Source organism: Jannaschia sp. GRR-S6-38, assembly GCF_029853695.1.
Lineage (GTDB): Bacteria > Pseudomonadota > Alphaproteobacteria > Rhodobacterales > Rhodobacteraceae > Jannaschia > Jannaschia ovalis.
Map to the genome: position 1 here is coordinate 518697 of NZ_CP122537.1, position 26425 is coordinate 545121.

Consider the following 26425-nt stretch of genomic DNA (forward strand, 5'->3'; position numbering starts at 1 on the left):
GTCGCTATTCCTCGCCTTCCTCCGAATCCAGGAGTTCCATGTTCAGGCCGAGGCCGCGGACTTCCTTGACGAGCACGTTGAAGCTCTCGGGAACGCCCGCCTCGAAATTGTCCTCGCCCTTGACGATGCTCTCGTAGACCTTGGTCCGGCCGGCCACGTCGTCGGACTTCACCGTCAGCATCTCCTGCAGGGTGTAGGCCGCGCCGTAGGCTTCCAGTGCCCAGACCTCCATCTCGCCGAAACGCTGCCCGCCGAACTGCGCCTTGCCGCCCAGCGGCTGCTGGGTGACGAGCGAGTACGGGCCCGTCGAGCGCGCGTGGATCTTGTCGTCCACCAGGTGGTGCAGCTTGAGCAGGTACTTGATGCCCACGGTCACCTGGCGCGAGAACTTCTCGCCGGTGCGGCCGTCGAACAGATCCGACTGCCCCGAGGTGTCGAAGCCCGCCCGTTGCAGCGAGTCGTTGACGTCCTGCTCCTTGGCGCCGTCGAAGACCGGCGTCGCGATCGGCACGCCCGAGGTGACGTTGGTCGCCGCCTCGATCAGGCCGTCCTCGGACATGGCGGCCAGGTGCTCTTCCCAGGCCTCCTCGCCATAGGCGATCTTCATCGCGTCCTGCACCGGGGTCAGGTCGCCCGAGCGCCGGTAGTCGTCCAGCGCCTCGTCGATCTGCAGGCCCAGGCCGCGCGCGGCCCAGCCCATATGCGTCTCGAGGATCTGACCCACGTTCATGCGCGAGGGCACGCCCAGCGGGTTGAGCACGAAATCGACCGGCGTGCCGTCGGCGAGGAAGGGCATGTCCTCCATCGGGACGACCTTGGAGATGACGCCCTTGTTGCCGTGACGGCCGGCCATCTTGTCGCCCGGCTGAAGCTTGCGCTTCACCGCGATGAAGACCTTGACCATCTTCATCACGCCCGGCGGCAGGTCGTCGCCGCGGCGGACCTTCTCGACCTTGTCCTCGAAGCGGGCCTCGAGGGCGCGCTTCTGGATCTCGTACTGCTCGTTCAGGGCCTCGACCTGCTGGGCGGTCTCCTCCTCCTCGATGGCGAGCTGCCACCACTGGCCGGGGGTGAACTGCTCCAGCACGGCCGCGTCGACGACCGTGTTGGACTTGAAGCCCTTCGGGCCCTTCACGGCCTTCTTGCCCTCGATCATGCTGCGCAGGCGGGCATAGATGTTGCGGTCAAGGATCTCGCGCTCGTCGTCGCGGTCGCGGGCCAGGCGCTCGACCTGCTCGCGCTCGATCTGGAGCGCGCGCTCGTCCTTCTCGACGCCGTGACGGTTGAAGACGCGGACCTCGACCACGGTGCCGTAATCGCCCGGCTTCACCCGCAGCGAGGTGTCGCGCACGTCCGAGGCCTTCTCGCCGAAGATGGCGCGGAGGAGCTTTTCCTCGGGCGTCATCGGGCTCTCGCCCTTCGGGGTGATCTTGCCCACCAGGATATCGCCCGGCTCCACGTCGGCGCCGATATAGACGATGCCGGCCTCGTCGAGGTTGCGCAGCGCTTCTTCACCGACATTGGGGATGTCGCGGGTGATCTCCTCGGGTCCGAGCTTGGTGTCACGCGCGGCGACCTCGAACTCCTCGATATGGATCGAGGTGAAGACGTCGTCGCGGGCGATCCGCTCGGAGATCAGGATCGAGTCCTCGTAGTTGTAGCCGTTCCACGGCATGAACGCGACGACCACGTTCTTGCCGAGCGCCAGCTCGCCCATGTCGGTCGAGGGGCCGTCGGCCAGGACCTCGCCCTTCTGGACGGTGTCGCCCACCTTCACCAGCGGGCGCTGGTTGATGCAGGTGTTCTGGTTGGAACGCTGGAACTTGCGCAGGCGGTAGATGTCCACGCCGGCATCGCCGAGGGCGAGATCCTCGGTGGCGCGCACGACGATCCGCTGCGCGTCGACCTGGTCGATCACGCCGCCGCGCTTGGCCATGATGGCCGCACCCGAGTCGCGGGCCACGACGCCCTCCATGCCGGTGCCCACGAAGGGGGCGTCGGCGCGCAGGAGCGGCACCGCCTGGCGCTGCATGTTCGAGCCCATCAGCGCGCGGTTGGCGTCGTCGTTCTCGAGGAAGGGGATCAGCGCCGCCGCGACCGAGACCAGCTGCTTGGGCGAGACGTCGATCAGGTCCACGTTCTCACGCGATTGCAGCATGTAGTCGCCGGACTGACGGGTCGAGACCAGCTCGTTCTCGAAGGTCTTGGCGTCGGTCAGCTTGGCGTTGGCCTGCGCCACGGTGTGCCGCATCTCCTCGGTGGCGGACATGTACTGGACCTCATCCGTGACCTTGCCGTCCACGACCTTGCGGTAGGGGGTCTCGATGAAGCCGTACTTGTTCACGCGCGCGAAGGTGGCGAGCGAGTTGATCAGGCCGATATTCGGGCCTTCCGGCGTCTCGATCGGGCACATCCGGCCGTAGTGGGTCGGGTGCACGTCGCGCACCTCGAAGCCCGCCCGCTCGCGCGTCAGGCCGCCCGGTCCGAGCGCCGAGAGGCGGCGCTTGTGGGTGACCTCGGAGAGCGGGTTGGTCTGGTCCATGAACTGCGACAGCTGCGAGGAGCCGAAGAATTCGCGCACGGCCGCCGCGGCGGGCTTCGCGTTGATCAGGTCCTGCGGCATGACCGTGTCGATCTCGACCGAGGACATACGCTCCTTGATGGCGCGCTCCATGCGCAGGAGACCCACGCGGTACTGGTTCTCCATCAGCTCGCCGACCGAGCGCACCCGGCGGTTGCCGAGATGGTCGATATCGTCGATTTCGCCGCGGCCGTCGCGCAGCTCGACCAGCGCCTTGACGCAGGCGAGAATGTCCTCGTCGCGCAGCGTGCGGACGGTGTCCTCGGCGTCGAGGTCGAGGCGCATGTTCATCTTCACGCGGCCCACGGCCGAGAGGTCGTAGCGCTCGCTATCGCGGAAGAGCTGGTCGAACAGCGTCTGCGCGGCATCGACGGTGGGCGGCTCGCCCGGGCGCATGACCCGGTAGATGTCCATCAGCGCCGTCTCGCGGCTGACGTTCTTGTCGGCGGCCAGCGTGTTGCGGATATACGGGCCGACGGTGACGTTATCGATGTCGAGGACGGGGATGTCCTCGATGCCCGCGTCGAGCAGCTCCTTCAGGGTGCCGCCGGAGACTTCGCCCTGCTTGTCGATCTCCCAGGTCAGCTCGTCGCCGGCCTCCACGAAGATCGCGCCGTTCGACTCGTCGATGATGTCGCGCGCGGCGAACTTGCCGACGATCGCGTCGAAGGGGACGAGGATCTGGTCGACCTTGCCCTCCTCGCGCAGCTTCTTGACCTGGCGCGGGGTGACCTTCTTGCCGGCTTCCAGCACGACCTCGCCGGTGGCGGCGTCGATCACGTCCATCGCCGGGCGCGAGCCCGAATAACGCTCGGGGAAGAACTTGGTGGCCCAGCCCTCGTTCTTGCGGTGCTCGTAGACGACGGTGTCGTAATAGGCGCTGACGATCGCTTCCTGGTCCATGCCCAGCGCGTAGAGCAGCGTCGTCACCGGAAGCTTCCGGCGGCGGTCGATGCGCGCGAAGACGAGGTCCTTGGCGTCGAACTCGAAATCGAGCCAGGAGCCGCGATAGGGGATGATGCGGCAGGCGAAGAGCAGCTTGCCCGAGCTGTGCGTCTTGCCCTTGTCGTGGTCGAAGAAGACGCCCGGCGAGCGGTGCATCTGGCTGACGATCACGCGCTCGGTGCCGTTGACGATGAAGGTGCCGTTGGGCGTCATCAGGGGCATGTCGCCCATGAACACGTCCTGCTCCTTGATGTCCTTGACCGACTTGGCGCCGGTGTCGTCATCGACATCGAACACGATCAGCCGCAGCGTGACCTTCAGCGGCGCGCTGTAGGTCATGTCGCGCTGCTGGCATTCCTCGACGTCGTATTTCGGCTCCTCGAGCTCGTATTTCACGAATTCCAGGACCGCGGTCTCGTTGAAATCCTTGATCGGGAAGACCGACTGGAAGGTGCCCATCAGGCCCTCCCCGTCTGTCGGGGCTTCGCCGCTTCCGGAGTTCAGGAACAGGTCGTAGGAGGATTTCTGAACCTCGATGAGGTTCGGCATCTGGAGCACTTCTTCCAGCTTGCCATAATACCGACGGATACGCTTGGAGGACGCCTGCGTCTGAGCCATGTGATGCTCGCCTTTTCTCACGTTTCGCGCCGCGCCATCCGTCGGGCATCGGACGGTCGCGGCCTGCGAAGGGGTCTTCGAGGGGGGACCATCCGGCGCGCCGTCCCACAGGCGCGCCCCCGTCCCGTCCTCCTGACCGGAAAAGCCCCGCCCTGCGGAAGGGGCTTTTCGAGACAGGAGCGGGTGGAGCGGGAAAACCCGCTCCACCCTGCATCTTCGACCCGCGCGCGGCGCGCGCGGGGCCGCGGTCAGACCGCGATCACTTCAGCTCGACTTCCGCGCCAGCGGCTTCGAGCTTGGCCTTGATTTCCTCGGCCTCGGCCTTGTCGACGCCTTCCTTGACGGGCTTGCCGCCGGCTTCGACCAGGTCCTTGGCTTCCTTCAGACCCAGACCGGTGATGCCGCGCACTTCCTTGATCACGTTGATCTTGGAGGCACCGGCCGACTTCAGGATGACGTCGAATTCGGTCTGCTCCTCGGCGGCGGCGCCGCCGGCGTCGCCCGCGGGACCGGCCATCATGACCGCGCCACCGGCGGCGGGCTCGATGCCGTATTCGTCCTTGAGGATGGTCTTGAGTTCCTGGGCTTCCAGGAGGGTGAGGCCGACGATTTGTTCGGCGAGAGCTTTGAGATCAGCCATTTGATGATTTCCAGTTCGTTAAGATGTGTTCCGGTTCCGGGTGTTCAACCCCGCGACGAAAGCATGTTTTCGGATCAGGCCGCCTCGGCCCGCTCCTCGATGGTCGACAGGATGCTCGCGATGTTGGAAGCAGGCGCGCCAATGGCCCCCGCGATATTCGAAGCAGGTGCGCCGATGCAGCCCACGATGGAAGCGATGAGCTCCTCGCGGCTGGGCATCTTGGCCACTGCCTGAACACCGGCGGCGTCCAGCGCCGTGTCGCCCATCGCGCCGCCCAGGATCTCCAGCTTGGAGTTTTCCTTGGCATACGCATCGATGACCTTCGCCGCAGCGACGGGGTCCTCGGAATAGGCGAGCACGGTCATGCCCTGAAGGTAGGAGCCGATCGAGTCGACGGCCTTCCCTTCGAGGGCGATCTTGGCGAGCTTGTTCTTGGCAACCCGAACGGAGCCGCCCGCGTCGCGCATGCGCGCGCGGAGGTCCTGCATCTCGGCGACTGTCATGCCCTCGTAGCGGCTGACCACCACGACGCCAGAGCTTTCGAAGATCTGGCCGAGTTCCTCGACCACTTTCTCTTTCTGGGCTCTATCCACAGTTCTTCTCCAAGTGTGGAGGGGCGGACCCCCTCCGGCTCGTTTTCGCCGCGACGGATGCGCGGCAAGAAGTCCTTACGGGTCAATGCAGCCCAGGACCCGGAAATCGGGGCCGGAATGTCTCTTCCCGTCTCGGGCAGGGCTTATGGCCGGAGCCGCCCACCGTCTCGGACGAATCGACGGCCCGTGCGAATGACTTCGCCCGGGTCGTCGGGGGGCGTCATAGGACGGTCATGCGGGAATGAAAAGGCCGAAATCGCGCGCAGCGCCCGGCCGGTGGCGCATCCTAGGGCGCGGGCGGGCCGCCGGGCAAGCGATTTCGCGCGGTGGGCGGCCCCGAACGGAAGCGGGCGGGCCCTTTCGGACCCGCCCGCGTCGCGTTTCGTGAGGGTGCCGCCTCAGGCGCCGGGCGCGTTGCCGGTGGCGCTTTCGACGCTGACCGTCACGCCCGGGCCCATGGTCGAGCTGAGCGAGATCTTCTGCAGATACGAGCCCTTGGCGCCCGCCGGCTTGGCCTTGGAGACGGCGTCCACGAAGGCCAGCACGTTCTCGCGCAGCTGGCCCGCATCGAAGGAGGCCTTGCCGACGCCGGCATGGACCACGCCGTTCTTCTCGGCCTTGAACTGGACCTGACCGCCCTTGGCGGCCTTCACCGCCTCGGCCACGTCCATCGTCACCGTGCCGACCTTGGGGTTCGGCATCAGGTTGCGCGGGCCGAGCACCTTCCCCAGACGGCCGACGATCGGCATCATGTCGGGGGTAGCGATGCAGCGGTCGAAGTCGATCTTGCCCGACTGCACCTGCTCCATCAGGTCCTCGGCGCCGACGATATCGGCCCCGGCTTCCTTGGCCTCGTCGGCCTTGGGACCGCGGGCGAAGACCGCCACGCGGACCGACTTGCCGGTGCCGTTGGGCAGGCTGACCACGCCGCGGACCATCTGGTCGGCATGGCGCGGGTCGACGCCCAAGTTCATCGCGATCTCGACGGTCTCGTCGAATTTCGCGTTGGCGTTCGACTTGATCAGCGAGACGGCCTCCTCGACGGGGAGGTTCTCCTTGCCGGCGAAGGCCTCGCGGGCCGAGCGGGTACGCTTACCGAGTTTCGCCATCACTTCACCTCGATGCCCATGGAGTTCGCCGACCCCACGATGATCTTCATCGCCTCTTCCACGTTATTCGCGGAGAGGTCCTTCATCTTCGCCTCGGCGATCTCGCGAACCTGCTTGACGGTCACCGACGCGACGGTCTCGCGGCCCGGCTTCTCGGCGCCGCGCGGACGGTTGCGCTTGCCCACGGGCTTCAGGCCGGCGGCCCTCTTGAGATAGTAGCTCGCGGGGGGCGTCTTGATGTCCATCGTGAAGGACTTGTCCTGGTAATACGAGATCACCGTCGGACAGGGAGCGCCGGGCTCCATTTCCTGCGTCTTGGCGTTGAACGCCTTGCAGAACTCCATGATGTTGATGCCGCGCTGACCCAGCGCCGGGCCGACCGGCGGGCTGGGGTTGGCCTTGCCTGCAGGGATCTGCAGCTTCATCTTGCCGACGAGTTTCTTCGCCATGGCTTTCTCCTTTTCGGCGGCGGGAGCATTCCCGCCTTACCCTCGCGCCCGGGGACGCGCTTTGAGGCCGTGGTTCGGGCTGCCCGCAGGCGCCCTCCCACGTCCGACGATCACGCGGCCTTGGCGACCTGCGTGAATTTCAGCTCGACCGGCGTGGGCCGGCCGAAGATGGAGACCGAGACCTTGAGGCTCTGGTCGCCGTCGTTGACTTCCTCGACCTCGCCGTCGAAGCCCTCGAACGGGCCGTCGATGACGTTGACCCGCTCGCCCACCTCGAAGGTGATCAGGCTGCGCGGGGCTTCCTCGCCTTCCTGGACGCGGTTGAGGATCTGGTTCACCTCGGCGTCGCGCATCGGCATCGGACGGCCCTGCGGCCCCAGGAAGCCGGTGACGCGGTTGATCGAGTTCACGAGGTGGTAGCCCTCGTCCGACATCTCCATGCGCACCAGCACGTAGCCGGGCATGAAGCGCCGCTCGGAGGTGACCTTCTTGCCGCGGCGCACCTCGAGGACCTCCTCGGTCGGGACGAGGACCTCCTCGATCTGGTCCTGCAGGCCCTGCTCCTCGACCGCGGTGCGGATCTGCTCCGCCACGCGCTTCTCGAAATTGGACAGCACGCTCACCGAATACCACCGCTTCGCCATCTGTCCGTCGTCCTCGCTCGTCGTTCTGGGCCGGACCGCCCCGGGTTCGGGTCGCCTGAAACGTCAAGCAGCGCGCATGTCGAATCGATGCGCGCCGCCCGGGTCCGAAGTTGCGTCCCTCTACCGCCGGGCGGAAAGGGTTTCAAGGCCGCTCAAAAGGATTGCAGCAGCGTCGTCAGACCGGTGCGGATCGCCAGGTCGACCAGGAAGAAGAAGGTCGCCGCGATGATCGCCAGAAGGAAGACCATCACGGTGGTCAGCAGCACCTCGCGGCGGCCGGGCCAGGTGATCTTGCCGACCTCGGCGCGCGTCTGCTGGATGAACTGGATCGGGTTGTTCGTGGCCATGTCGAGCGCCTCTGCTGTCGGGTTGGCACGCCAGATAGGCGCGCCGCGCGTGCCGCGCAACGGGCCTGGCAGGGGCAGCAGGATTCGAACCCGCGACCTACGGATTTGGAATCCGTTGCTCTACCAACTGAGCTATACCCCTGCAGGCCGGTGCGGAATAAGCCGCGCCGTGCGCGCGCGCAAGAGGGGTCGTGGGGCCCCGGCCGTCCGGCGCGGGCGCGCGCCGCGGTCACGCGCCCTTGACGGGGGTTTTACGCGAATGTGTCGGCGGGCCCGGGCGAAATGTGGCAGACTGCACGCGCAACACGAGGTTTGAACCCCGGAGGATTACGCCATGAAACATGCGAGATTGACCCGCAGGGCGCTGATGAGCTCGGCCGGGATGGCCGCGCTCGCCCCGCTCGCCGCCCGCGCGCAGCGCAATATCGAGACCGACGAATTCGAATACGAGGTCACCCGCAGCGAGGCGGAGTGGCGCGAGATGCTCTCGGACGAGGAATACGTCATCCTGCGCCGCGGATCGACCGAGCTGCCCGGCACCTCGCCGGAGCTGGTGAGCGAGACGCGGGACGGCATGTTCGCCTGCAAGGGCTGCGAGCTGCCGGTCTTCGGCGCGAACTGGAAGGTGCCGCTCGACAAGGGTTGGGTCTTCTTCACCCATGCCGAGCCGAATTCGGTGCTGACCGGGATCGACGGGGCGGTGCGCGAATACGGCATGGCCGAGGGATCGACCACGCTGGTCGAGATCCATTGCCGCCGCTGCGGATCGCATCTGGGCCACTACCTAAATGTGGCCGGGCAGAACGTGCATTGCATCAACGGGCTGGCGCTGAACTTCGCGGCGGCGTGACTGGCGCGGGACGAGGCGCGCGGACAAGCCGTTTGGGGCCGACGAAAGAAAATTGCAGCTCCCCGCAACCGCGGCGGAACCAATTGGCGCGGGGCATCGTTCTATCCCCGACGCGGCCCTTAAGGGGTCCGTCTCAATGACCACTGCCCCCTTTGAAAGGAGCACACCATGAACCGCACGCTTACCGCTCTCGCCACCGCCGCCACCCTGACCTTCGGCGGCACCGCCGCCATGGCCGACGCCCATGCCGGCATGATGAACGAAGGCTTCAACATGCTGCAGACGGCGCTGATGGCCGATTTCGAGCAGCTCGGCATCCCGACCGACACGCTCGACGACCTGACGCTGGGCCAGATCGCCGCGATCAAGGCCGTCGTCGAAGGTGACGAAGCCAACCCCGAGAAGAAGGGCCGGATCGAGGCGATCATCGCCAACAACTGATCCGACCGATCGATCCCGGCCCCGGCCGGGTCAAGGGGCGGCGCATCTGCGCCGCCCTTTTTCGTGTGCGGGTCTGGGGGATCGCGGGACTGTGGGAGGTCGCGATTTCTGATGGATCGAAGGCCGGCGACGGGCAGCCCTTTCATCGCCGGGGCTCGGGTGCGTCGGTAACGGGAGGTGCGCTTGGCGTGCGGAGTCCCGTCGTCAAGCTCCCCCTCACGTGACAAAGGGCCCCCGCGGGGGCCCTTTGCACTGTCGGGTTCGCGTGTCGGCCGCTGGACGCGGCCGCGCGGCTCACTCGATGATCTTCGAGACGCTTTTTCGGCGCGTCAGATCATCTCGTTTTCCCTCTCGTGACAAAGGGCCCCCGCGGGGGCCCGCTGCACTGTCGGGTTCGCGCGTCGGCCCCGGGACGGGGCCGCGCGGCTTACTCGATGATCTTGCTGACGACGCCGGCGCCGACGGTGCGGCCGCCTTCGCGGATCGCGAAGCGCAGGCCCTGCTCCATCGCGATCGGCGCGATCAGCTCCACCCCGAAGGACACGTTGTCGCCCGGCATCACCATCTCCGTGCCCTCGGCCAGCTCCACCGTGCCCGTCACGTCCGTCGTGCGGAAGTAGAACTGCGGACGGTAGTTCGCGAAGAACGGCGTGTGCCGCCCGCCCTCGTCCTTGGTCAGGATGTAGGCCTCGGCCTCGAACTTCGTGTGCGGCTTCACCGAGCCGGGCTTGCACAGCACCTGGCCGCGCTCGACGCCCTCGCGGTCGATGCCGCGCAGCAGCGCGCCGATATTGTCGCCCGCCTCGCCGCGATCGAGAAGCTTGCGGAACATCTCGACGCCCGTGCAGGTCGTCTTCTTCGTGTCGCGGATGCCCACGATCTCGATCTCGTCGCCCACGTTGATCACGCCGCGCTCGACCCGGCCCGTCACAACCGTGCCCCGGCCAGAGATCGAGAACACGTCCTCGATCGGCATCAGGAAGGGCTGGTCCACCGCGCGCTCGGGCGTGTCGATGTAATCGTCCACCGCCTGCATCAGCTCGCGGATCTTGTTCTCGCCGATCTCCGGGTCGCGGCCTTCCATCGCCGCGAGCGCGGAACCCGCGATGATCGGGATGTCGTCGCCCGGGTAGTCGTAGCTCGACAGCAGCTCGCGGATCTCCATCTCGACGAGCTCCAGAAGCTCCTCGTCATCGACCTGGTCGACCTTGTTCATGAACACGACCATCTTCGGGATGCCGACCTGGCGGCCCAGCAGGATGTGCTCGCGCGTCTGCGGCATCGGGCCGTCGGCCGCGTTCACCACCAGGATCGCGCCGTCCATCTGCGCGGCGCCCGTGATCATGTTCTTGACGTAGTCGGCATGGCCCGGGCAGTCGACATGCGCGTAATGCCGCGCCTCGGTCTCGTACTCGACATGCGCCGTCGAGATAGTGATCCCCCGCGCCTTCTCCTCCGGCGCGCCGTCGATCTGGTCATAGGCCTTGAAATCACCGAAATACTTCGTGATCGCCGCCGTCAGCGTCGTCTTGCCGTGGTCCACGTGACCAATCGTGCCGATGTTCACATGCGGCTTCGTGCGTTCGAATTTTGCCTTCGCCATGAGGGGCCCCTGCGCTTGTCGGGGCCCGGAAAACGGGCCCCCTGATTACATCGCGGGCCGTCTAGCCGGGCCGATCCGCGAACGCAAGACCGGCCGTGTCAGCCGCGCGGGGGCAGGTCGAACCACTCGGGATTGCGCAGCATCCAGGACTGCACCTTGCCCGCCATGTTGCGCGCGAGCGTGACCATCTGCTCGTCCGCCGTCTTCACCAGGCCCGAGCCCAGAAGCAGCGTGTCCGCCCCCTCGAAGGTCGAGATCTGCTCGGGGCCGAGGATCTTCTGGCCCAGTTCGGCCGACCAGATATTGGCCGAGACGACGAGAATGGATTTCGGCGTCAGCACGATGGGGATGCCCGGCGGAGCCAGCGCGTAGCCGTCGATATTGAGGGCGATGTGGAATTCCTTGGCGCCCTCGTAGCGGCCGAAGCGGCGGTCGATCTCGGATTTCAACACCGCCTGCCATTCCGCGGGCTCGGCATTGCGCGAGGGCGGGATCTTCTTGGCGTTCTCGGCGACCACGATGTTGAAGCCCAGCCGGAAATTCCCCATCTCGCGCGGCGCCTCGGTCAGCGGGTCGGCGGCTTCGCACCCGGCGAGCCCGGCGCAGGCGGCCGCGCCCAGCATGGCGAAGCGGCGGCGGCTGAGGGGCGTGGACATGGGCGGGTCTCCTGTCGGTCGCGGACTGGCTAGCGGGCGGGGCCGCGCGGGGCAAGATCAGCGGCAGATCCCGCGCAGGGCAGCCCATTGCGCGGGGTCGAGCGCGGGCGCGCCATCCGGGTCGCCCGCGCGCTCGGCCGCGGCAATCCGGGCGGCGAGCTGCGGGTGGGACGAGAAATGGCGCACGATGCCCGTCGCGTCGCCGTAGCGGTCGCGGAGCCGCTCGAACATCCGGCCCAGCGCCGAGGGCGGCAGGCCCTGGGCGCGCAGCTGCGCGGCGGCGAATTCGTCGGCCTCGGCCTCGGCGCCGCGGGAATAGCTGGCCGAGAGCGCCCCCGTCGCCGTGCTCGAGAGCAGGCCGCCCCCGGTCACGTCGCCCAGGAGCAGCGACAGGATGGCGACGCCCGAGAGCTGCTGCAGCATCCCGCGAACCGGATCGTCGTTGACGACATGGCCCAGCTCGTGCGCCAGCACGGCGGCGATCTCGTCGGGATGCTCGGCGGCCTGGATCATCGCGTCGAAGAAGGCCACCCGCCCGCCGGCCACGGCATAGGCGTTGAGGATCGGCTCGGCCCGGTCGTCGAGCACGGCGACCTGCAGCGGATAGGGCAGATCGACGCCGGCGGCGACGCGGTCGGTCATCGCCTGCAGCGCGGCCAGCCCCGCCGGGTCGTCGCATTCGCGCAGCGCGCCCCTCTCGCCGCCGAAGAAAACCCGCGTCTGTTCGTATTGCATCTCGCCCATGGCGGCCTCGGCTTCGGGGCTCATCACCCGGGCGAGGCCGGCGGCCAGCAGCGGCAACACCGCGAAGACCAGCGCGGCGATGAAACCCGCGCCGCCGGCGACGACCAGCGCGGCGCGGCGCTTGAGGGCAGGACCCGCGGGGGCACGGGCGGGCCGGGTGGCGACGCGTTCGACCAGAAGGCGCGCCGGGCCGTCGGCCACCACCAGCCGGGCCGGGTCGGCCCCGTCGCGGGCGAAGACGGTCACGCGTCCGCCGGCCTGGTCGGGGACGCGGTGGATCTGTCCCGCGGGCCAGTGGTGCCGGGTGTCGTCGGGCTCCAGCAGGTCGAGCCCGCCCTGCCCCGCCCGCAGCTCGACCCGGCGGCGCATCGCGCGGCTGCCGTCGAAGAGATCGGCGAAGACCGCCTCGGGGGGCGCGTCGGGCGCATCCTGTCCGGTGGACGATGCGGCCTGCCCGGTGGGGGTGGCGGGGCCCCAGACGCTCATATCCCGGCCCCCATGTCGAAGAGATTGGCGAAGCCGTCCGCATCGGCCATGTGCCGCGACCGGCCCGCCTTGGTCGAGACGACCTCGGTCGCGTTCGACACGACCAGCGTCTCGCCGACATGGCGGATCAGCGGGTAGGTCACGAAGGCCGTGCGCAGCGCGCCGCGCAGCAGGAAGAGCGTGAGATAGGCCAGCAGGCCGATGACGGCGACGACATAGGGCGAGACGGTCGCAAGATCGCCGGACCGGGGCAGCGCCTCGAGCCCGCCCACGGCGAGGACGCCCAGCGCGATCCCGAGGCCCAGGAGGATCGCGACGAGCAGCGTGCCGACGACGATCCAGCCCAGCAGGTGGATGCGGATCACCCGCCCGACGCGCGGCGCGACCGACAGCGCCGCGCCTTCGCCGTAGCGCATCGCACCGGCCAGCATCGCGAAGGCGCGCACGCGCCAGCGCACCCAGAGGAGGACGAGGATCGGCGCGCAGATCAGCGTGATGAGGCCGAGCGCCCGGGCATTCGCCTCCGGGTCCTGCCAGCCGCCCGAGGCCTGCGCGCCCCAGATCGCGGCGGTGGCGGCCACCGCCCAGCCGGTGGCCCAGATCGGCAGCCAGAGGCGGACGAGCGGCCGGGCCTCGCCCTCGAGCCGGAAGGCGGCGTCGCCGTAGCGGGTGCGCGCGGCGCGGAAGCGCCAGAGCGCGTGGGTCCGCCAGGGCAGCGCCGCGCCCAGCGTGACCACCGTCAGCGCCGTCCAGAGGATCGCGCGCCAGGTGTAGCCCCAGGCGCACGGCTCCATCCCGAAGGACAGGCCGCGCCAGCGGGTGTGGTTGAGCAGGTAGCGCAGGCCCCGGTACTGCGCGAACCAGTAGACCGGCAGCACCATCGCGAAGGCCGCCGCGATGCCCGGGCCGGGGGTCTGGAACAGGGTGATGGCGGCGAAGACCAGCAGCATCACCACGACCCCCAGATAGGTCGCCACGATCGCGGCGGCGATGACGAAGCCCATCAGCTTCTCGAGCGGCTTGCCCAGATATTCGAAGGGCGTGCCGCCCACGCGCAGCGCCGACCAGAGCCAGCGGCGCACCCGCGTGCGCGCCCAGAAGGAGTAGAGCCCCAGCGTCGCCACGCTGAGCAATGTCGTCTTGAGCGTCAGCGCGAGGAGCGCCGCGCGGCTGCCCGCGAGATCCGCATCCAGCGTGTCGAGGCCCGCGGCCGCCAAGGCCTCAGCCGAAGCGGTTGTCGCGCGGGAAGCCCCGCGGCGCCATCCGCCCCGCCTGGGCGCGCGCGCCCAGCCATTCGGTCAGGTCCGGCTCGTGGCGGATGCGGCCGGCCGGATCGGACCATTTCAGCCCGTCCTCGAGCGCGATCACGGTCACGTCGGAGAGCCCGCCATCCTTGAACTTCTGCAGCCGCACGCCCTTGCCGCGCGGCATCTCGGGCAGCTCGGCCAGCGGGAAGACCAGCATCTTGCGGTTGTCGCCGACGCAGGCGACGTGGTCGCCCCGCGCCTCGACCGGACGGAGCGCATTGGTGCCGGCGCGGAGGTTCAGCACCTGCTTGCCCGCGCGGCGCATGGCGACCAACTCCTCCTCGGGGACGACGAAGCCGTCGCCGGCCGAGGAGGCGAGCAGCAGCTTGCGGCCCGGCTTGTGGATCAGGATGTCGACGATGGCCGTCTCGTTGGGCAGATCGACCATCAGGCGCAGCGGCTCGCCCATGCCGCGGCCGCCGGGAAGCTGGCTGGCCTGCAGCGTGAAGGCGCGGCCGTCGCTGCCCCAGACGATCAGCTTGTCGGTGGTCTCGGCGTGGAACATGAAGGCCGGGCCGTCGCCATCCTTGAACTTCAGTTCCTTGTCGAGCGGCTGGTGACCCGACAGCGCGCGCACCCAGCCCATCTGGGAGCAGACGACGGTGATCGGCTCGCGCTCGATCATCGCCTCGAGCGGGACCTCGGCCACCTCGCCCGCTTCGGCGAAGGTGCTGCGGCGGCGGCCCAGATCGGTGCCCTTGCCGAAGACCTTGCGGACCTCGCGCAGCTCGCCCGCGATGGCCTTCCACTGCACCTCGTCATTGTCGAGCAGGTCCTCGAGGCCGGCGCGCTCCTCCATCAGGGCGTCGCGCTCCTTGAGAAGCGCCATCTCCTCGAGCCGGCGCAGGGCGCGCAGGCGCATGTTCAGGATCGCCTCGGCCTGCACGTCGCTCAGCGTGGCGGCGCGTTCGGTGGGCAGGGGCGAGACGTAATCGCCCTCGTCGGTGGCGCGGACATAGCCCTCGCCCCAGCCCTCGAACATCAGCGCCTCCTTCGGGGCGTCGTCGTAGCGGATGATGTCGATCACGCGGTCGAGGTTGAGATAGGCGAGGATGAAGCCCTCCAGCACCTCCAGCCGGTGGTCGATCTTGGCCATCCGGTGGCGCGAGCGGCGCAGCAGCACCTCGCGGCGGTGGTCGAGGAAGGCCTGGAGCACCTCGCGCAGGCCGCAGACGCGCGGCGTCACGCCGTCGATCAGCACGTTCATGTTGAGCGAGAAGCGCGTTTCCAGATCCGACATGCGGTAGAGCGTGGCCATCAGCGTGTCGGGATCGACATTGCGCGATTTCGGCTCCAGCACGATGCGGATGTCGTCGGCGCTCTCGTCGCGGATATCGCCGAGGATCGGCACCTTCTTCTGCAGCACCAGCTCGGCCAGCTTCTCGATCAGCTTGCCCTTCTGCAGCTGGTACGGGATCTCGGTGACGACAATCTGCCACTGTCCCTTGCCCAGATCCTCGATCTCGTGGCGGGCGCGCAGGCGGAAGGCGCCGCGGCCGGTGCGATAGGCGTCGAGGATGCTCTCGCGCGGCTCGACGATGACGCCGCCGGTGGGGAAGTCGGGCCCCGGGATCAGCTCGACCAGCTTCTCGTCGGTGGCGTTCGGGTGGCGGATCAGGTGCAGGCAGCCGTCGATCAGCTCGTCGAGATTGTGCGGCGGGATGTTGGTGGCCATGCCGACCGCGATGCCGGCGGCGCCGTTGGCGAGAAGGTTCGGGAAGGCCGCGGGCAGGACCACCGGCTCGCGCAGGGTGCCGTCGTAATTGTCGCGGTAATCGACCGCGTCGGCGTCGAGCCCCTCGAGCAGCGCCTCGGCCGCCGCGGTCATGCGCGCCTCGGTGTAGCGGGAGGCGGCGGGGTTGTCGCCGTCGATATTGCCGAAGTTCCCTTGCCCGTCGACCAGCGGATAGCGGACCGCGAAATCCTGCGCCAGCCGCGCCATCGCGTCGTAGATCGCGGCGTCGCCATGCGGGTGGTAATTGCCCATCACGTCGCCCGCGATCTTGGCCGACTTGCGGAACCCCCCCGCGGAGCTGAGCCGCAGCTCGCGCATCGCGAAGAGAATGCGCCGGTGCACGGGCTTCAGACCGTCCCGCGCATCGGGCAGCGCGCGGTGCATGATCGTGGACAGCGCGTAGGTCAGATAGCGGTCGCCGATCGCGTCGCGCAGCCGTTCGGTGACGACCAGCGCGGGCGGGTCCGTGTCGTTCGGGTCACTCATGTTCACGATGTATTCGAGGGGACTCGGGCGCACAAGCCGAGGGCGCTACGAGGACGGTCCGCGATGTGTTATCTTGGTCGATGTGGAACCCGTTGCCGGGGGTCCAGCGTTTTGACGATGAACGAATTTTGTCCGGGGGGACGACCATATGATGAAAATGACTTTTACGCTCGCCGTGGCGCTTTACGCCGGTTTCGTGATCTGGGGCCGGCCGGTCGACGGCCTGGCTGAGGCGTCGACGGAGGCCGCGCCGATCGAGACGGCCGCCGTGGATTACGACCGGCCGACGATCCTGTCGGTGGACGCGGCCGAACCGGCCGTGACGCGGGCTTTCGTGGCGCCCGATCCGGCGGTGGTCGCCGCCTCGGCACCTGCGCCCACCGCCGATTTCGGGCGGCTGCGCGATATCGGCGAGCCGCTGGTCGTCAGCCTGGTCGATCCGGGCGCCCCCGCACCCGACGCTGAGGCCGAGACGACACAGCCCGCGGGCGGCCCCTTCCTGGTCGTGACGGGGACGGTGGTGAACATGCGCTCCGGGCCGTCGACCGCCAATCCGGTCGTCGACAGCCTGGCCGAGGGCACGCTGACCGAGCCGCTGGGCGCGCCGGTCGATGGCTGGCAGGAGATCCGGGACGTGAGCACCGGCCTGACCGGCTACATGGCGGCGCGCTTCCTGTCGCCGTCGTAAGCCACAACTGACCGAGACGACCCATCGGGCGCGGCGGGGCCGCGGCCGTTTGCATTCCCGGCCCGCGTTGCTAGAGCGCGCGGATGACACGTTCCATTCTGATCACCGGCTGCTCCTCCGGCATCGGCCTCGATGCCGCCCGAGCGCTGAAGGACCGCGGCTGGCACGTCTTCGCCGCCTGCCGCAAGGCCGAGGATTGCGCGCGGCTTCGCGCCGAGGGGTTCGAGAGCCCGCGGATCGACTACGAAGCCCCCGACACCGTCGCCGCGGGCCTGGACGAGGTGCTGGCGGCGACGGGCGGGCGGCTCGACGCGCTGTTCAACAACGGGGCCTACGCCATCCCGGGCCTGGTCGAGGATATGCCCACGGAGGCGCTGCGCGCGATCTTCGAGGCGAACCTCTTCGGTTGGCACGACCTGACGCGGCGCGTGATCCCGGTGATGCGCGCGCAGGGATCGGGGCGGATCGTGCAATGCTCCTCGGTTCTGGGCTTCGCCGCCGCGCCGTGGCGGGGCGCCTACAACGCCACGAAATTCGCGCTGGAGGGGATGACCGACACGCTGCGCCAGGAGATGGCGGGCAGCGGGATCGCGGTCGTGCTGATCCAGCCGGGGCCGATCGGCACCCGCTTCCGCGAGAACGCCCGCGCCCAGTTCGAGCATTGGATCGACTGGGAGCGTTCGGCGCGGCGCGGCGATTACGAGCGGCTGATGGTCCGTCTGACGGGGGATGCGAAGGACCGCTTCCAGCTGCCGCCCGCGGCCGTGACGCGGGTGCTGATCCACGCGCTGGAGGCCGCGCGCCCCCGTCCCCGCTACCGCGTCACGGTGCCCACCAAGCTGGCCGCGCTGGCCCGCCGGGTCCTGTCGACGCGCGGAATGGACCGAATCCTGTCGAATTCCTGAACCGATCTGCTAGGTCCCCACCGGACCCGAAGCCCTGAGGACCCGAAGATGCGTGACGACCCTCTGTTCTACCTCGTGGCCGGCGCCTGCGTCGTCGTGCTGCTGATCCTGCTGACCGGGATCGGCGGTTTCGCCAAGGGCGGCGATTTCAACAAGAAGCACGCCAACCGCCTGATGCGCTGGCGGGTGATCGCGCAGTTCATCGCGGTGATCCTGCTCGTGGGCTTCGTCTGGCTGCGGTCGGGGGGCTGAGCGATGGTGGTGCTGTCGAAGATCTACACGCGCACTGGCGACAAGGGCACGACGGCCCTGGGCGACGGCAGCCGCGTGGCGAAGGGTGCCTTGCGGGTCGAGGCCTATGGAACGGTGGACGAGGCAAACGCGACCATCGGCCTCGCCCGTCTGACGGCCGAGGGCGAGATGGACGACGCGCTGGCGCGGATCCAGAACGACTTGTTCGACCTGGGCGCCGACCTCTGCCGCCCCGACCCGGCGAAGGATGCCGAGGCCGAATATCCGCCCCTGCGGATGGTCGAGAGCCAGGTCGAGCGGCTGGAGACCGAGATCGACGCGATGAACGCGGGGCTGGAGCCGCTGCGCAGCTTCGTGCTGCCCGGCGGGTCGCCCCTGGCCGCGCATCTGCACCTGTGCCGGACGGTGACGCGCCGGGCCGAGCGGCTGGCGACGGAGCTGGCCGTGCGCGAGGACGTCACCGAGCCCGCCGTGCGCTACCTCAACCGCCTGTCGGACTGGTTCTTCGTGGCATCGCGCATCGCCAATGACGACGGCCGCGCCGACGTGTTGTGGGTTCCCGGCGCGAACCGGTGACCGTGTCATCGGCGACCCGCTGATGCCCGGCGCGGGGGGCGATGCGCCGCCCGCCGCATGAGCCCACGGGCGGGCTGGGGCCGGCCGGAAAACGCTTCCGCTTCGTGTCAAAGAATTGCCCCCTTGGGGCGTCATGTGCATGGTGCGCGGGCCGGCGGCCCGTTCGCCATCGAAGGAGACCGTCTTGGCCGAGCTTCCCACCATCGCCAGTTTCTGGACCGGCGATCCGCTCTCGATGATCGAGCGGCTGTGCCTGAAATCCTTCCTCGATGCCGGGCACCGCATGGTGCTCTACAGCTACGGCGCGGTCGAGGGCGTTCCGGACGGCGTGGAGATGGCCGACGCCAACGACATCCTGGCCGAACCCGAGACGATCACCACCCACACGCGCACGCAGAGCCCCGCCCCCTTCGCCGACCGGTTCCGCTATCACCTGCTGGCCAAGCGGCCCGGGGTGATCTGGGCGGATACCGATGCCTATTGCCTGCGCCCCTTCGAGAACCCGACCGGGTATTTCTTCGCCTTCGCCGACGAAAAGAGCCGCATCGTCGCCAATGGCGTGCTGGCCCTGCCACCCGAAAGCGCGACGCTGCGCGAGCTGATCGCCTGGACCGAGAACGAATATGCCGTGCTGCCCTGGCTGCCGGCGACGGCGCTGGACCAGGCCTGCCGCGCCGCGCGCGACGGCGAACCGGTCCATGTGTCGGAATTTCCCTGGGGCGCCTGGGGACCCAGCGCGATCACCTGGGTCCTGCGCCATACGGGCGAGCTGGAGCATGCCATGCCGCATGACACGCTCTATCCCGTCTCCTATCCGGACCGGCGCAAGATCTTCAAACGCGCCCGCCACGTCATGCGGTCCTGCACCGACCGGACCATGTCGATCCATTTCTACGGCCGCCGCATCCGCGACCGGCTGCTGAAGGAATACGATGGCATCCCGCCGCAGGCGACGGTGCTGCATCGGCTGGCCGAGAAGCACGAGATCGCGACGACGTGACGTTCACGTCAAAACACCACGTCACGGGCTGTCCCTGCGTCGTTTTCCGCCTGTCGCCTTGCCCCGGCATCCGGTAACACCACCTCCGAAAGACGCGAATTCGGAGGAGTGACAGATGAAAATCCTCGTGCCCGTGAAGCGGGTCATCGACTATAATGTGAAGGTCCGGGTGAAGGCCGACGGCTCGGGCGTGGACCTCGCAAACGTCAAGATGTCCATGAACCCCTTCGACGAGATCGCCGTCGAGGAGGCCATCCGCCTGAAGGAGAAAGGCGCCGCCGAGGAGGTCGTGGCCGTCTCGATCGGCGTGAAGCAGGCGCAGGAGACGCTGCGCACGGCGCTGGCCATGGGCGCGGATCGCGCGATCCTGGTGATCGCCTCGGACGACGTGCACCAGGATATCGAGCCGCTGGCCGTCGCGAAGATCCTCAAGGCCGTGATCGACGAGGAGCAGCCGGGCCTCGTGCTGGCCGGCAAACAGGCCATCGACAACGACATGAACGCGACCGGCCAGATGCTGGCGGCGCTGACCGGCTGGAGCCAGGCGACCTTCGCTTCGGAGGTCGCCATCGACGGCGACCACGCGACGGTGACGCGCGAAGTCGACGGCGGGTTGCAGACCATCAAGGTGAAGATGCCCGCCATCGTCACCGTGGACCTGCGCCTCAACGAGCCGCGCTACGCCTCGCTGCCCAACATCATGAAGGCCAAGAAGAAGCCGCTCGACGAGAAGACCGCCGCCGATTACGGCGTCGACGTCACGCCGCGGCTGCAGATCCTCAAGACCGCCGAACCCGAGGCCCGCAAGGCGGGTGAGATGGTAAAATCGGTCGACGAGCTGGTGGAGAAACTCAAGGAAGCGGGGGCTGTGTGATGGCTGTTCTTCTGATTGGTGAAGTGACCGATGGCGCGCTGGCGCTGGACGCGACCTCCAAGGCGCTGACCGCCGCGAAGCAACTGGGCGACGTGACCGTGCTCTGCGCCGGGGCCTCGGCCGCGGCCGCGGGCGAGACCGCTGCGACTCTGGACGGCGTGGCCAAGGTGCTGGTCGCCGAGGACCCGTCGCTGGGCCACCGCCTGGCGGAGCCGACCGCGGCGCTGATCGCCGCGCTGGCGGGCGACTACTCGCATATCCTCGCCCCTTCGACCACGGATGCGAAGAACGTCATGCCGCGCGTCGCGGCGCTGCTGGACGTGATGATCCTGTCGGACGTCACCGGCGTGGTCGATGCCGACACGTTCGAGCGCCCGATCTACGCCGGCAACGCGGTGCAGACGATCAAGTCGGTAGACCCGACCAAGGTGATGACCATCCGGACCTCGACCTTCGAGGCCGCGGGCGACGGCGGCTCGGCCCCGATCGAGACCATCTCGGCGGCCGAGAACCCGGGCCTGTCGGAATGGATCGAGGACAAGCTGGCGGAGTCGGACCGGCCCGAGCTGACCTCGGCGGGCATCGTCGTCTCGGGCGGCCGCGGCGTCGGGTCCGAGGACGATTTCGCGATGATCGAGAAGCTGGCCGACAAACTGGGCGCCGCCGTGGGCGCCTCGCGGGCGGCGGTCGACTCGGGCTATGCGCCCAACGACTGGCAGGTGGGGCAGACCGGCAAGGTCGTGGCCCCCGATCTCTACGTCGCGGTCGGCATCTCGGGGGCGATCCAGCACCTCGCCGGGATGAAGGATTCGAAGATCATCGTGGCCATCAACAAGGACGAGGAAGCGCCGATCTTCCAGGTCGCCGATTACGGCCTGGTGGCGGACCTCTTCACCGCGGTGCCGGAGCTGACCGAGAAGCTCTGAGCCCGGACCGAACCGAGCCGACGGCGCGGCCCTTCGCGGGGTCGCGCCGTCTTTCGTTCAGGCAGCCATGCCGTTGGCGCGGCGAATGGCCTTGGCCAGCGCCGCCGCGACGCGGGCATGGCCGTCCGGCGTCATCATCAGCCGCGCGGCCGGACGCTCGGTCTCGGGGAAGACCATCCGGCCGAGCGTCGGATCGCCCTGCAGGTCCGACACGTCGACATGGACGAACTTGTCGATCTGCCCCTCGAGCCCCTGCATCATCTCGAGCGTGACGAAGAGCGGCTCGCTCCAGGGGCCGTGGGCGGGCACGCCCTCGATCCAGAGCATGACCTTCTGGCCCGGTATCTCGGACAGGAGGCGGCGCATCCGGGCGGACCAGGTCGCCTGCAACTCGCGCCGGAGCGTCGCGAAACGCTCGGGCGAGACGTCGTGCAACGCGCCGAGCATGTGGCGGGTGAAGACGAAATCGCTGAAATCGACCTCCGGGAACAGGCGCTCCATCTGCCGGGAATGGCGCAGGAACCGGTCGTTTCGGCGCGGGTGGACGGTGTAGTAGCGGTTCGACAGGTTCTGCGCGCCCATCGCCTGGACCACCACGACCTGCGCGGCGCGGATGACCCGCAGGAGCGGGCGGTCCAGCACGAACGCCTCCACGCTGCCGTTCATGATGCCGAGATTGGCGACGCGCCGGCCGGTGCGTTCGGCCAGCTGGTCGCAGAACGGGTCCTCGACGTATTTGCCATAGGTTTCCGACCCGCCGAGCACGACGGTGTAGCGGCCGTCGAGCGCGGCGCGCGGCCCGCGAAACGGCAGCCGCGACTTGCCGTAGCGGCACGGGTAATAGTCCAACCCGGTGGGGGGTCCTTCGAAGCTCATCGCATTGGTCCGGTCCGCGATTCGGCAGGGGTTCGTGCAACCTCGCAGCCGGGCCTTACCGAGTTCTTGACCGGGGAATTCGCGTCGAATTGCGCGGGCCGGGTTCGCTTGCGGCGGGCCCGCGCGCTGCTATGGTCGCGCCGAGTTGCGACTGGGGAGACCGCGCATGGAAATCGCCTCCATCGGCATCGTCGGGGCCGGGCAGATGGGCAATGGCATCGCGCATGTCTGCGCGCTGGCGGGCTATGACGTGACCCTGACCGATGTCAGCAAGGATGCGCTGGACGCTGCGCTGGACCTGATCGGCCAGAACCTCGACCGCCAGGTGCAGCGCGACCGCATCGACGCGGCGGCGCGCGACGCCGCGCTGGCGCGCATCGCGACCACGCTGACCCTGACCGACCTGGGCGCCTGCGACCTGGTGATCGAGGCCGCGACCGAACGCGAGACGATCAAGCAGGCGATCTTCGAGGACCTGGTCCCGCATCTGAAGCCCGAGACGATCCTGACCTCGAACACCTCGTCCATCTCGATCACGCGGCTGGCCAGCCGCACCGACCGGCCCGAGAAGTTCATGGGCTTTCATTTCATGAACCCGGTCCCGGTGATGCAGCTGGTCGAGCTGATCCGCGGCATTGCCACCGATGACGAGACCTATGCCGCCTGCCAGGCGGTGGTGGAACGGCTGGGCAAGACCGCCGCCACGGCAGAGGATTTCCCGGCCTTCATGGTCAACCGGATCCTGATGCCGATGATCAACGAGGCGGTCTACACGCTTTACGAGGGCGTGGGCACGGTCACGTCGATCGACACCTCGATGAAGCTGGGCGCGAACCATCCGATGGGGCCGCTGGAGCTGGCCGATTTCATCGGGCTGGATACCTGCCTGGCCATCATGAACGTGCTGCATGACGGGCTGGCCGACACAAAATACCGGCCCTGCCCGCTTCTGGTGAAATATGTCGAGGCCGGCTGGCTGGGCCGGAAATCGCTACGCGGCTTCTACGACTATCGCGGCGAGGGCGACCCGGTTCCGACGCGCTGAGGCCGCTCAGGCGTCGCCTAGCGTCCGGGCCCGCAGCCACGCCATGAAGGCCGAGGGCTGGTCCGCATGTGCGCGCCACGCGGCGGGCGGGATAGGCGCGCGGATGGTCGGAGCCTGCGGGCGGTCGAGGCTGTGGACCACCTCGTGCAGCAGGAGGCCCTGGCGCAGCGTGGCCGACAGCCGGTTGGCGATCTGGTAGGCGCGCGAATTGGCGCCGGCGAAATGCACCGGCAGCACCGTGGCGCCCGACAGCCGGATCATCTTGGCGGTGAAGGGGTTCCAGTCGCCCTCGACCGCGGGGCCGAAGGCGCTGGCCGCCGCCGCCACGCCCCCTGCCGGGAACAGCGCCACGACGCCGTCCGCGCCCAGGTGGCGCATCGCCTCGCCGCGCATGGCGAGGTTGCGGGCGCGCGCGCCGGGTTCGTGCGGGAAGGGCACGGGGATCATGTGGTCCGCGATCTCGGGGATGTTGGTCAGAAGGCTGCGCGTCAGGATCTTGAAGTCGGGCCGGACGCGGCCCAGCAGCTCGGCCAGGACCATGCCGTCGACCAGCCCGTGGGGGTGATTGGCCACGACGACCAGCGGGCCCGCGCGCGGGATGCGCGCGACCTGCTCGGGCGGCGTGTCGATGCGGATGCCCATGACGCGCAGGGCATGGGTAAAAAAGGCGGGCCCGGTCGCGACGCCCTCGCGCTCGAATTGCCGGATGCGGCGCAGGAGACGCGGCTTGCCGGTCAGCCACTCGACCGTGCGGATCGCGGCGGCGCGCCCGGGATGGGTGAAGGTGCCGGCATAGCTGAGCCTGCGGCGGTCATAGGGCGCGTCCGGGCGCGCGTCGCCGGCCCCGTGCGCGGGGCCGGGCGCGTCCCGCGGCGGCGACAGGTCGGTCACATGCCTTCCCCGAAATAGTCGCCCACCAGCGCATCGAGCGCCTCCATCAGCGGCTCGGCCTCGGGGCCCGAGGTCTCGACCTCGATCGCCGTGCCGCGCGCGGCCGCGAGCATCAGGAGCCCCATGATCGAGTCGCCCTCGGCCGCCATCCCGTCGCGCCGCACGGTGGCGCGCGCGTCGAAACGCTCCACCGTCTCGACGAACTTGGCGGAGGCGCGCGCGTGCAGCCCCTTCTCATTGATGATGTCGAGCGTTCGTACCGGCATCCATCCCCCCACGGCCCGCGCCTGCGGCGCCGTCAGGCGGCCGGTCCCTGCGCCACGTCCATGTAGCGTGTTCCCGCGGCCTTCGCCAAGGCCACCGCCTCGCCCAGGGGCTTGGCCCGGCTGCGCGCCAGCTTGATCAGCGCGGGCAGGTTGGCGCCGTAGAAGATGACACGATCCTGCGGGGCGCAGGCGTTCATCGAGAGGTTGGAGGGCGAGCCGCCGAAGATGTCGGTGACGACGACGACGCCGTCGCCCGTGTCGACCGCGTCCGCGGCCTCGCAGATCTCGAGCTCCTTGCGGCGGCGGTCACAGGTGGCGCTGACGGCGATGGCGCGCACACCGTCCTGCGGGCCGATCACATGCTCGACGGCCTTGCGATATTCGTCCGCGAGCCCGCCATGGGCCACGATCACGATGCCGATCATGCGGCGCTTCCCCCGTGGGCCATGTCCCCTGGCCCGGACCCGGGGACCGCCGTCGCCCGGCGGTCCAGTTCCCTATGACGTTTTGACACCTGCCAGCCCGCCGCCGCAAGGGACTCGGCGAGCATTTCCGTAAGGGCAACCGAGCGGTGACGCCCGCCGGTGCAGCCGAATCCGATGGCGAGATGCGCCCGGCCCTCGTCGCGATAGGCGGGCAGGAGCGACAGGATCAGCTCCTCGACGCGGGCGTAGAAGGGCGCGAAATGCGGATCGCCGGTGACGTGGTCGCGCACCGCGGCGTCGCGGCCGGTGCCGCGGCGCAGATCGGGCACCCAATGCGGGTTGCGCAGAAAACGCACGTCAAACACCATGTCGAGCCCGCGCGGAAGTCCGCGCTTGTAGCTGAAGGACTGGACCGACACGGCAAGCCGGTCCTCGCGCCGGCCGAAATAGCGCGCCATCTCGGATTTCAGGTCGTGGACGTTGAGCGCGCTCGTGTCGATCAGCAAGTCGGCGAGATCGGCCAGCGGGGCCAGGAGCTCCAGCTCGCGCGCGACGCCCAGCTCCGCGTCCTCGGACGGGGCGAGCGGGTGGCGGCGGCGCGTCTCGGAGAAGCGGCGCACGAGCGCGTCGGCATCGCAATCGAGATAGAGAAGCCGCACCGTCACGCCCGGATCGGCCCGCAATTCGGCCACGAGATCGGCGACCGCCTCGACGCTGAAATCGCGGTTGCGCACGTCGAGGCTGAGCGCAAGCGGCCGGTCCAGCCCGTCGCCGACCATGCGCGTCACCATCGACAGCGGCAGGTTGTCGATCACCTCGAAGCCCTGGTCCTCCAGCGCGCGGATCGCGGTGGTGCGCCCGGCGCCCGAGGGGCCGGTGACGAGGATCAGGTCGGGGGAATCGGGCGGCGGGGTCATGGGCGACCTTTCTGGGAAGACCGCTTCGATCTATGTTCCGCGGCCGCGCCGGGAAGGGGTTCGGCCCCGGGATCGCGCAGCCGTGATGCCCCGAGCCAGAGCATCATCTTCGCCGCGAGGTCGGGATGCGCGGGATGGCGCAGCAGCGGGACGGCGCGGCCGAAAAGCGTCAGACTCGCCGGCTCGGGCAGGCGCGCGGCGGAGGGGGCGAGCAGCAGGAGTGCGACGAGCGGTACGGGACCCGCGGTGGGCGGTTCGACCAGGCCCAGCCCGCGCAGCTCCAGCCGCAGGGGCCGGCCCGGGGGCGCGGCGACGCGCAGGCTGCCTGCGGCCGTGTCATCGGAGAGGATGACGAGATCGTCGACCACGAGCGCGGCGCCCAGCGCGATCATCCCGGCGGCGAGGCCGCTTTTTCCAGATCCGGCCGGGCCGAGGATCAGGAGGCCCCGGTCATCCAGCGCGACGGCCGTGCCGTGGACCGACAGGCGTCCATCGCCCATGTCGTGGAAGGTGGGCAGCTCCGGCTCAAGCGGCGCGCCCTGCCCCATCG

Annotated in this window: 28 protein-coding genes and 1 tRNA gene; 10 read left to right on the forward strand and 19 right to left on the reverse strand. The window is 68.8% G+C overall.

The annotated features are described in order from the left end of the window. Positions 1-4: 4 nt before the first annotated feature. From rpoB to P8627_RS02645, 8 genes are all read right to left on the reverse strand, one after another. Entirely contained in the window at positions 5-4144 is a 4140-nt protein-coding gene (gene rpoB, locus P8627_RS02610) for a DNA-directed RNA polymerase subunit beta (RefSeq protein ID WP_279965957.1), read from the reverse strand. A gap of 259 nt (positions 4145-4403) precedes the next feature. Continuing rightward, positions 4404-4784 (reverse strand): 50S ribosomal protein L7/L12, encoded by a 381-nt coding sequence (gene rplL / locus P8627_RS02615; protein ID WP_279965958.1) that lies wholly within the window; start codon positions 4782-4784, stop codon positions 4404-4406. Positions 4785-4858: 74 nt separating this feature from the next. Continuing rightward, positions 4859-5377, reverse strand: a complete 519-nt coding sequence (gene rplJ, locus P8627_RS02620) for a 50S ribosomal protein L10 (protein WP_279965959.1) — start codon at positions 5375-5377, stop codon at positions 4859-4861. Between the two features lie 398 nt (positions 5378-5775). Next, positions 5776-6486: a 50S ribosomal protein L1 gene (rplA, locus tag P8627_RS02625; protein ID WP_279965960.1), complete on the reverse strand. Its 711-nt coding sequence runs from the start codon at positions 6484-6486 to the stop codon at positions 5776-5778. Next, positions 6486-6935: a 50S ribosomal protein L11 gene (gene rplK, locus P8627_RS02630; RefSeq protein WP_279965961.1), complete on the reverse strand. Its 450-nt coding sequence runs from the start codon at positions 6933-6935 to the stop codon at positions 6486-6488. The genes rplA and rplK overlap by 1 nt, the downstream gene beginning before the upstream one ends. 110 nt (positions 6936-7045) lie before the next feature. Then, positions 7046-7579, reverse strand: coding sequence for a transcription termination/antitermination protein NusG (nusG, locus tag P8627_RS02635; RefSeq protein ID WP_279965962.1), 534 nt, complete (start codon positions 7577-7579; stop codon positions 7046-7048). A gap of 152 nt (positions 7580-7731) precedes the next feature. After that, positions 7732-7926, reverse strand: a complete 195-nt coding sequence (gene secE, locus P8627_RS02640) for a preprotein translocase subunit SecE (RefSeq protein WP_279965963.1) — start codon at positions 7924-7926, stop codon at positions 7732-7734. Positions 7927-7992: 66 nt separating this feature from the next. Then, positions 7993-8068 (reverse strand) — tRNA-Trp (locus tag P8627_RS02645). A gap of 225 nt (positions 8069-8293) precedes the next feature. Here P8627_RS02645 and P8627_RS02650 point away from each other — a divergent pair. Then, positions 8294-8776, forward strand: a complete 483-nt coding sequence (locus P8627_RS02650) for a peptide-methionine (R)-S-oxide reductase (protein ID WP_279965964.1) — start codon at positions 8294-8296, stop codon at positions 8774-8776. Between the two features lie 168 nt (positions 8777-8944). Continuing rightward, positions 8945-9217, forward strand: a complete 273-nt coding sequence (locus tag P8627_RS02655; protein WP_279965965.1) for a hypothetical protein — start codon at positions 8945-8947, stop codon at positions 9215-9217. Positions 9218-9644: 427 nt separating this feature from the next. Here the strand turns inward: P8627_RS02655 and tuf are convergent, their stop codons facing one another. From tuf to P8627_RS02680, 5 genes are all read right to left on the reverse strand, one after another. Next, complete coding sequence (gene tuf / locus P8627_RS02660; RefSeq protein ID WP_279965948.1) at positions 9645-10820, reverse strand: elongation factor Tu; 1176 nt, start codon at positions 10818-10820, stop codon at positions 9645-9647. 98 nt (positions 10821-10918) lie between these two features. Beyond that, complete coding sequence (locus P8627_RS02665; RefSeq protein ID WP_279965966.1) at positions 10919-11476, reverse strand: hypothetical protein; 558 nt, start codon at positions 11474-11476, stop codon at positions 10919-10921. Positions 11477-11533: 57 nt separating this feature from the next. Then, on the reverse strand, positions 11534-12706 hold the full coding sequence (locus P8627_RS02670) for a M48 family metallopeptidase (protein WP_279965967.1): 1173 nt from the start codon (positions 12704-12706) through the stop codon (positions 11534-11536). After that, entirely contained in the window at positions 12703-13923 is a 1221-nt protein-coding gene (locus P8627_RS02675) for a DUF898 family protein (RefSeq protein WP_279965968.1), read from the reverse strand. Before P8627_RS02675 ends, P8627_RS02670 begins: the two co-directional genes overlap by 4 nt. A 4-nt stretch (positions 13924-13927) precedes the next feature. Next, the gene (locus P8627_RS02680) at positions 13928-16234 is read right to left on the reverse strand and encodes a DNA topoisomerase IV subunit A (protein WP_279965969.1); all 2307 of its coding nucleotides are present in this window, start codon (positions 16232-16234) and stop codon (positions 13928-13930) included. 157 nt (positions 16235-16391) lie between these two features. Between P8627_RS02680 and P8627_RS02685 the strand changes: the two genes are divergently transcribed. From P8627_RS02685 to P8627_RS02715, 7 genes are all read left to right on the forward strand, one after another. Further along, the gene (locus P8627_RS02685; RefSeq protein ID WP_279965971.1) at positions 16392-16922 is read left to right on the forward strand and encodes an SH3 domain-containing protein; all 531 of its coding nucleotides are present in this window, start codon (positions 16392-16394) and stop codon (positions 16920-16922) included. A gap of 83 nt (positions 16923-17005) precedes the next feature. Beyond that, positions 17006-17827: an SDR family oxidoreductase gene (locus tag P8627_RS02690; protein ID WP_279965973.1), complete on the forward strand. Its 822-nt coding sequence runs from the start codon at positions 17006-17008 to the stop codon at positions 17825-17827. 48 nt (positions 17828-17875) lie between these two features. Further along, positions 17876-18079: a twin transmembrane helix small protein gene (locus tag P8627_RS02695; RefSeq protein WP_279965974.1), complete on the forward strand. Its 204-nt coding sequence runs from the start codon at positions 17876-17878 to the stop codon at positions 18077-18079. 3 nt (positions 18080-18082) lie between these two features. Next, on the forward strand, positions 18083-18655 hold the full coding sequence (locus tag P8627_RS02700) for a cob(I)yrinic acid a,c-diamide adenosyltransferase (protein WP_279965975.1): 573 nt from the start codon (positions 18083-18085) through the stop codon (positions 18653-18655). 184 nt (positions 18656-18839) lie between these two features. After that, positions 18840-19655, forward strand: coding sequence for a hypothetical protein (locus P8627_RS02705; RefSeq protein WP_279965976.1), 816 nt, complete (start codon positions 18840-18842; stop codon positions 19653-19655). A 115-nt stretch (positions 19656-19770) separates the two neighbouring features. Then, positions 19771-20529: an electron transfer flavoprotein subunit beta/FixA family protein gene (locus tag P8627_RS02710; protein WP_279965977.1), complete on the forward strand. Its 759-nt coding sequence runs from the start codon at positions 19771-19773 to the stop codon at positions 20527-20529. Further along, entirely contained in the window at positions 20529-21455 is a 927-nt protein-coding gene (locus P8627_RS02715; RefSeq protein ID WP_279965978.1) for an electron transfer flavoprotein subunit alpha/FixB family protein, read from the forward strand. The genes P8627_RS02710 and P8627_RS02715 overlap by 1 nt, the downstream gene beginning before the upstream one ends. Positions 21456-21512: 57 nt before the next feature. Here P8627_RS02715 and P8627_RS02720 read toward each other — a convergent pair whose 3' ends face one another. Beyond that, complete coding sequence (locus P8627_RS02720; RefSeq protein ID WP_279965979.1) at positions 21513-22331, reverse strand: DUF6473 family protein; 819 nt, start codon at positions 22329-22331, stop codon at positions 21513-21515. Between the two features lie 166 nt (positions 22332-22497). Between P8627_RS02720 and P8627_RS02725 the strand changes: the two genes are divergently transcribed. Beyond that, entirely contained in the window at positions 22498-23376 is an 879-nt protein-coding gene (locus tag P8627_RS02725) for a 3-hydroxybutyryl-CoA dehydrogenase (RefSeq protein WP_279965980.1), read from the forward strand. Positions 23377-23382: 6 nt separating this feature from the next. Here the strand turns inward: P8627_RS02725 and P8627_RS02730 are convergent, their stop codons facing one another. The 5 genes from P8627_RS02730 to P8627_RS02750 are packed head-to-tail and all read right to left on the reverse strand — an operon-like array spanning position 23383 to position 26423. Next, the gene (locus P8627_RS02730) at positions 23383-24267 is read right to left on the reverse strand and encodes a lysophospholipid acyltransferase family protein (RefSeq protein ID WP_407932962.1); all 885 of its coding nucleotides are present in this window, start codon (positions 24265-24267) and stop codon (positions 23383-23385) included. Further along, entirely contained in the window at positions 24264-24533 is a 270-nt protein-coding gene (locus P8627_RS02735; protein WP_279965981.1) for an HPr family phosphocarrier protein, read from the reverse strand. Before P8627_RS02735 ends, P8627_RS02730 begins: the two co-directional genes overlap by 4 nt. A 32-nt stretch (positions 24534-24565) precedes the next feature. Then, a complete protein-coding gene (locus P8627_RS02740; RefSeq protein WP_279965983.1) occupies positions 24566-24958 on the reverse strand; it encodes a PTS sugar transporter subunit IIA in 393 nt (130 codons plus the stop codon). Beyond that, positions 24955-25875, reverse strand: coding sequence for an RNase adapter RapZ (gene rapZ, locus P8627_RS02745; protein ID WP_279965984.1), 921 nt, complete (start codon positions 25873-25875; stop codon positions 24955-24957). Before rapZ ends, P8627_RS02740 begins: the two co-directional genes overlap by 4 nt. Beyond that, the gene (locus P8627_RS02750; RefSeq protein ID WP_279965985.1) at positions 25872-26423 is read right to left on the reverse strand and encodes an HPr kinase/phosphorylase; all 552 of its coding nucleotides are present in this window, start codon (positions 26421-26423) and stop codon (positions 25872-25874) included. The genes rapZ and P8627_RS02750 overlap by 4 nt, the downstream gene beginning before the upstream one ends. Between the last annotated feature and the right edge of the window lie 2 nt (positions 26424-26425).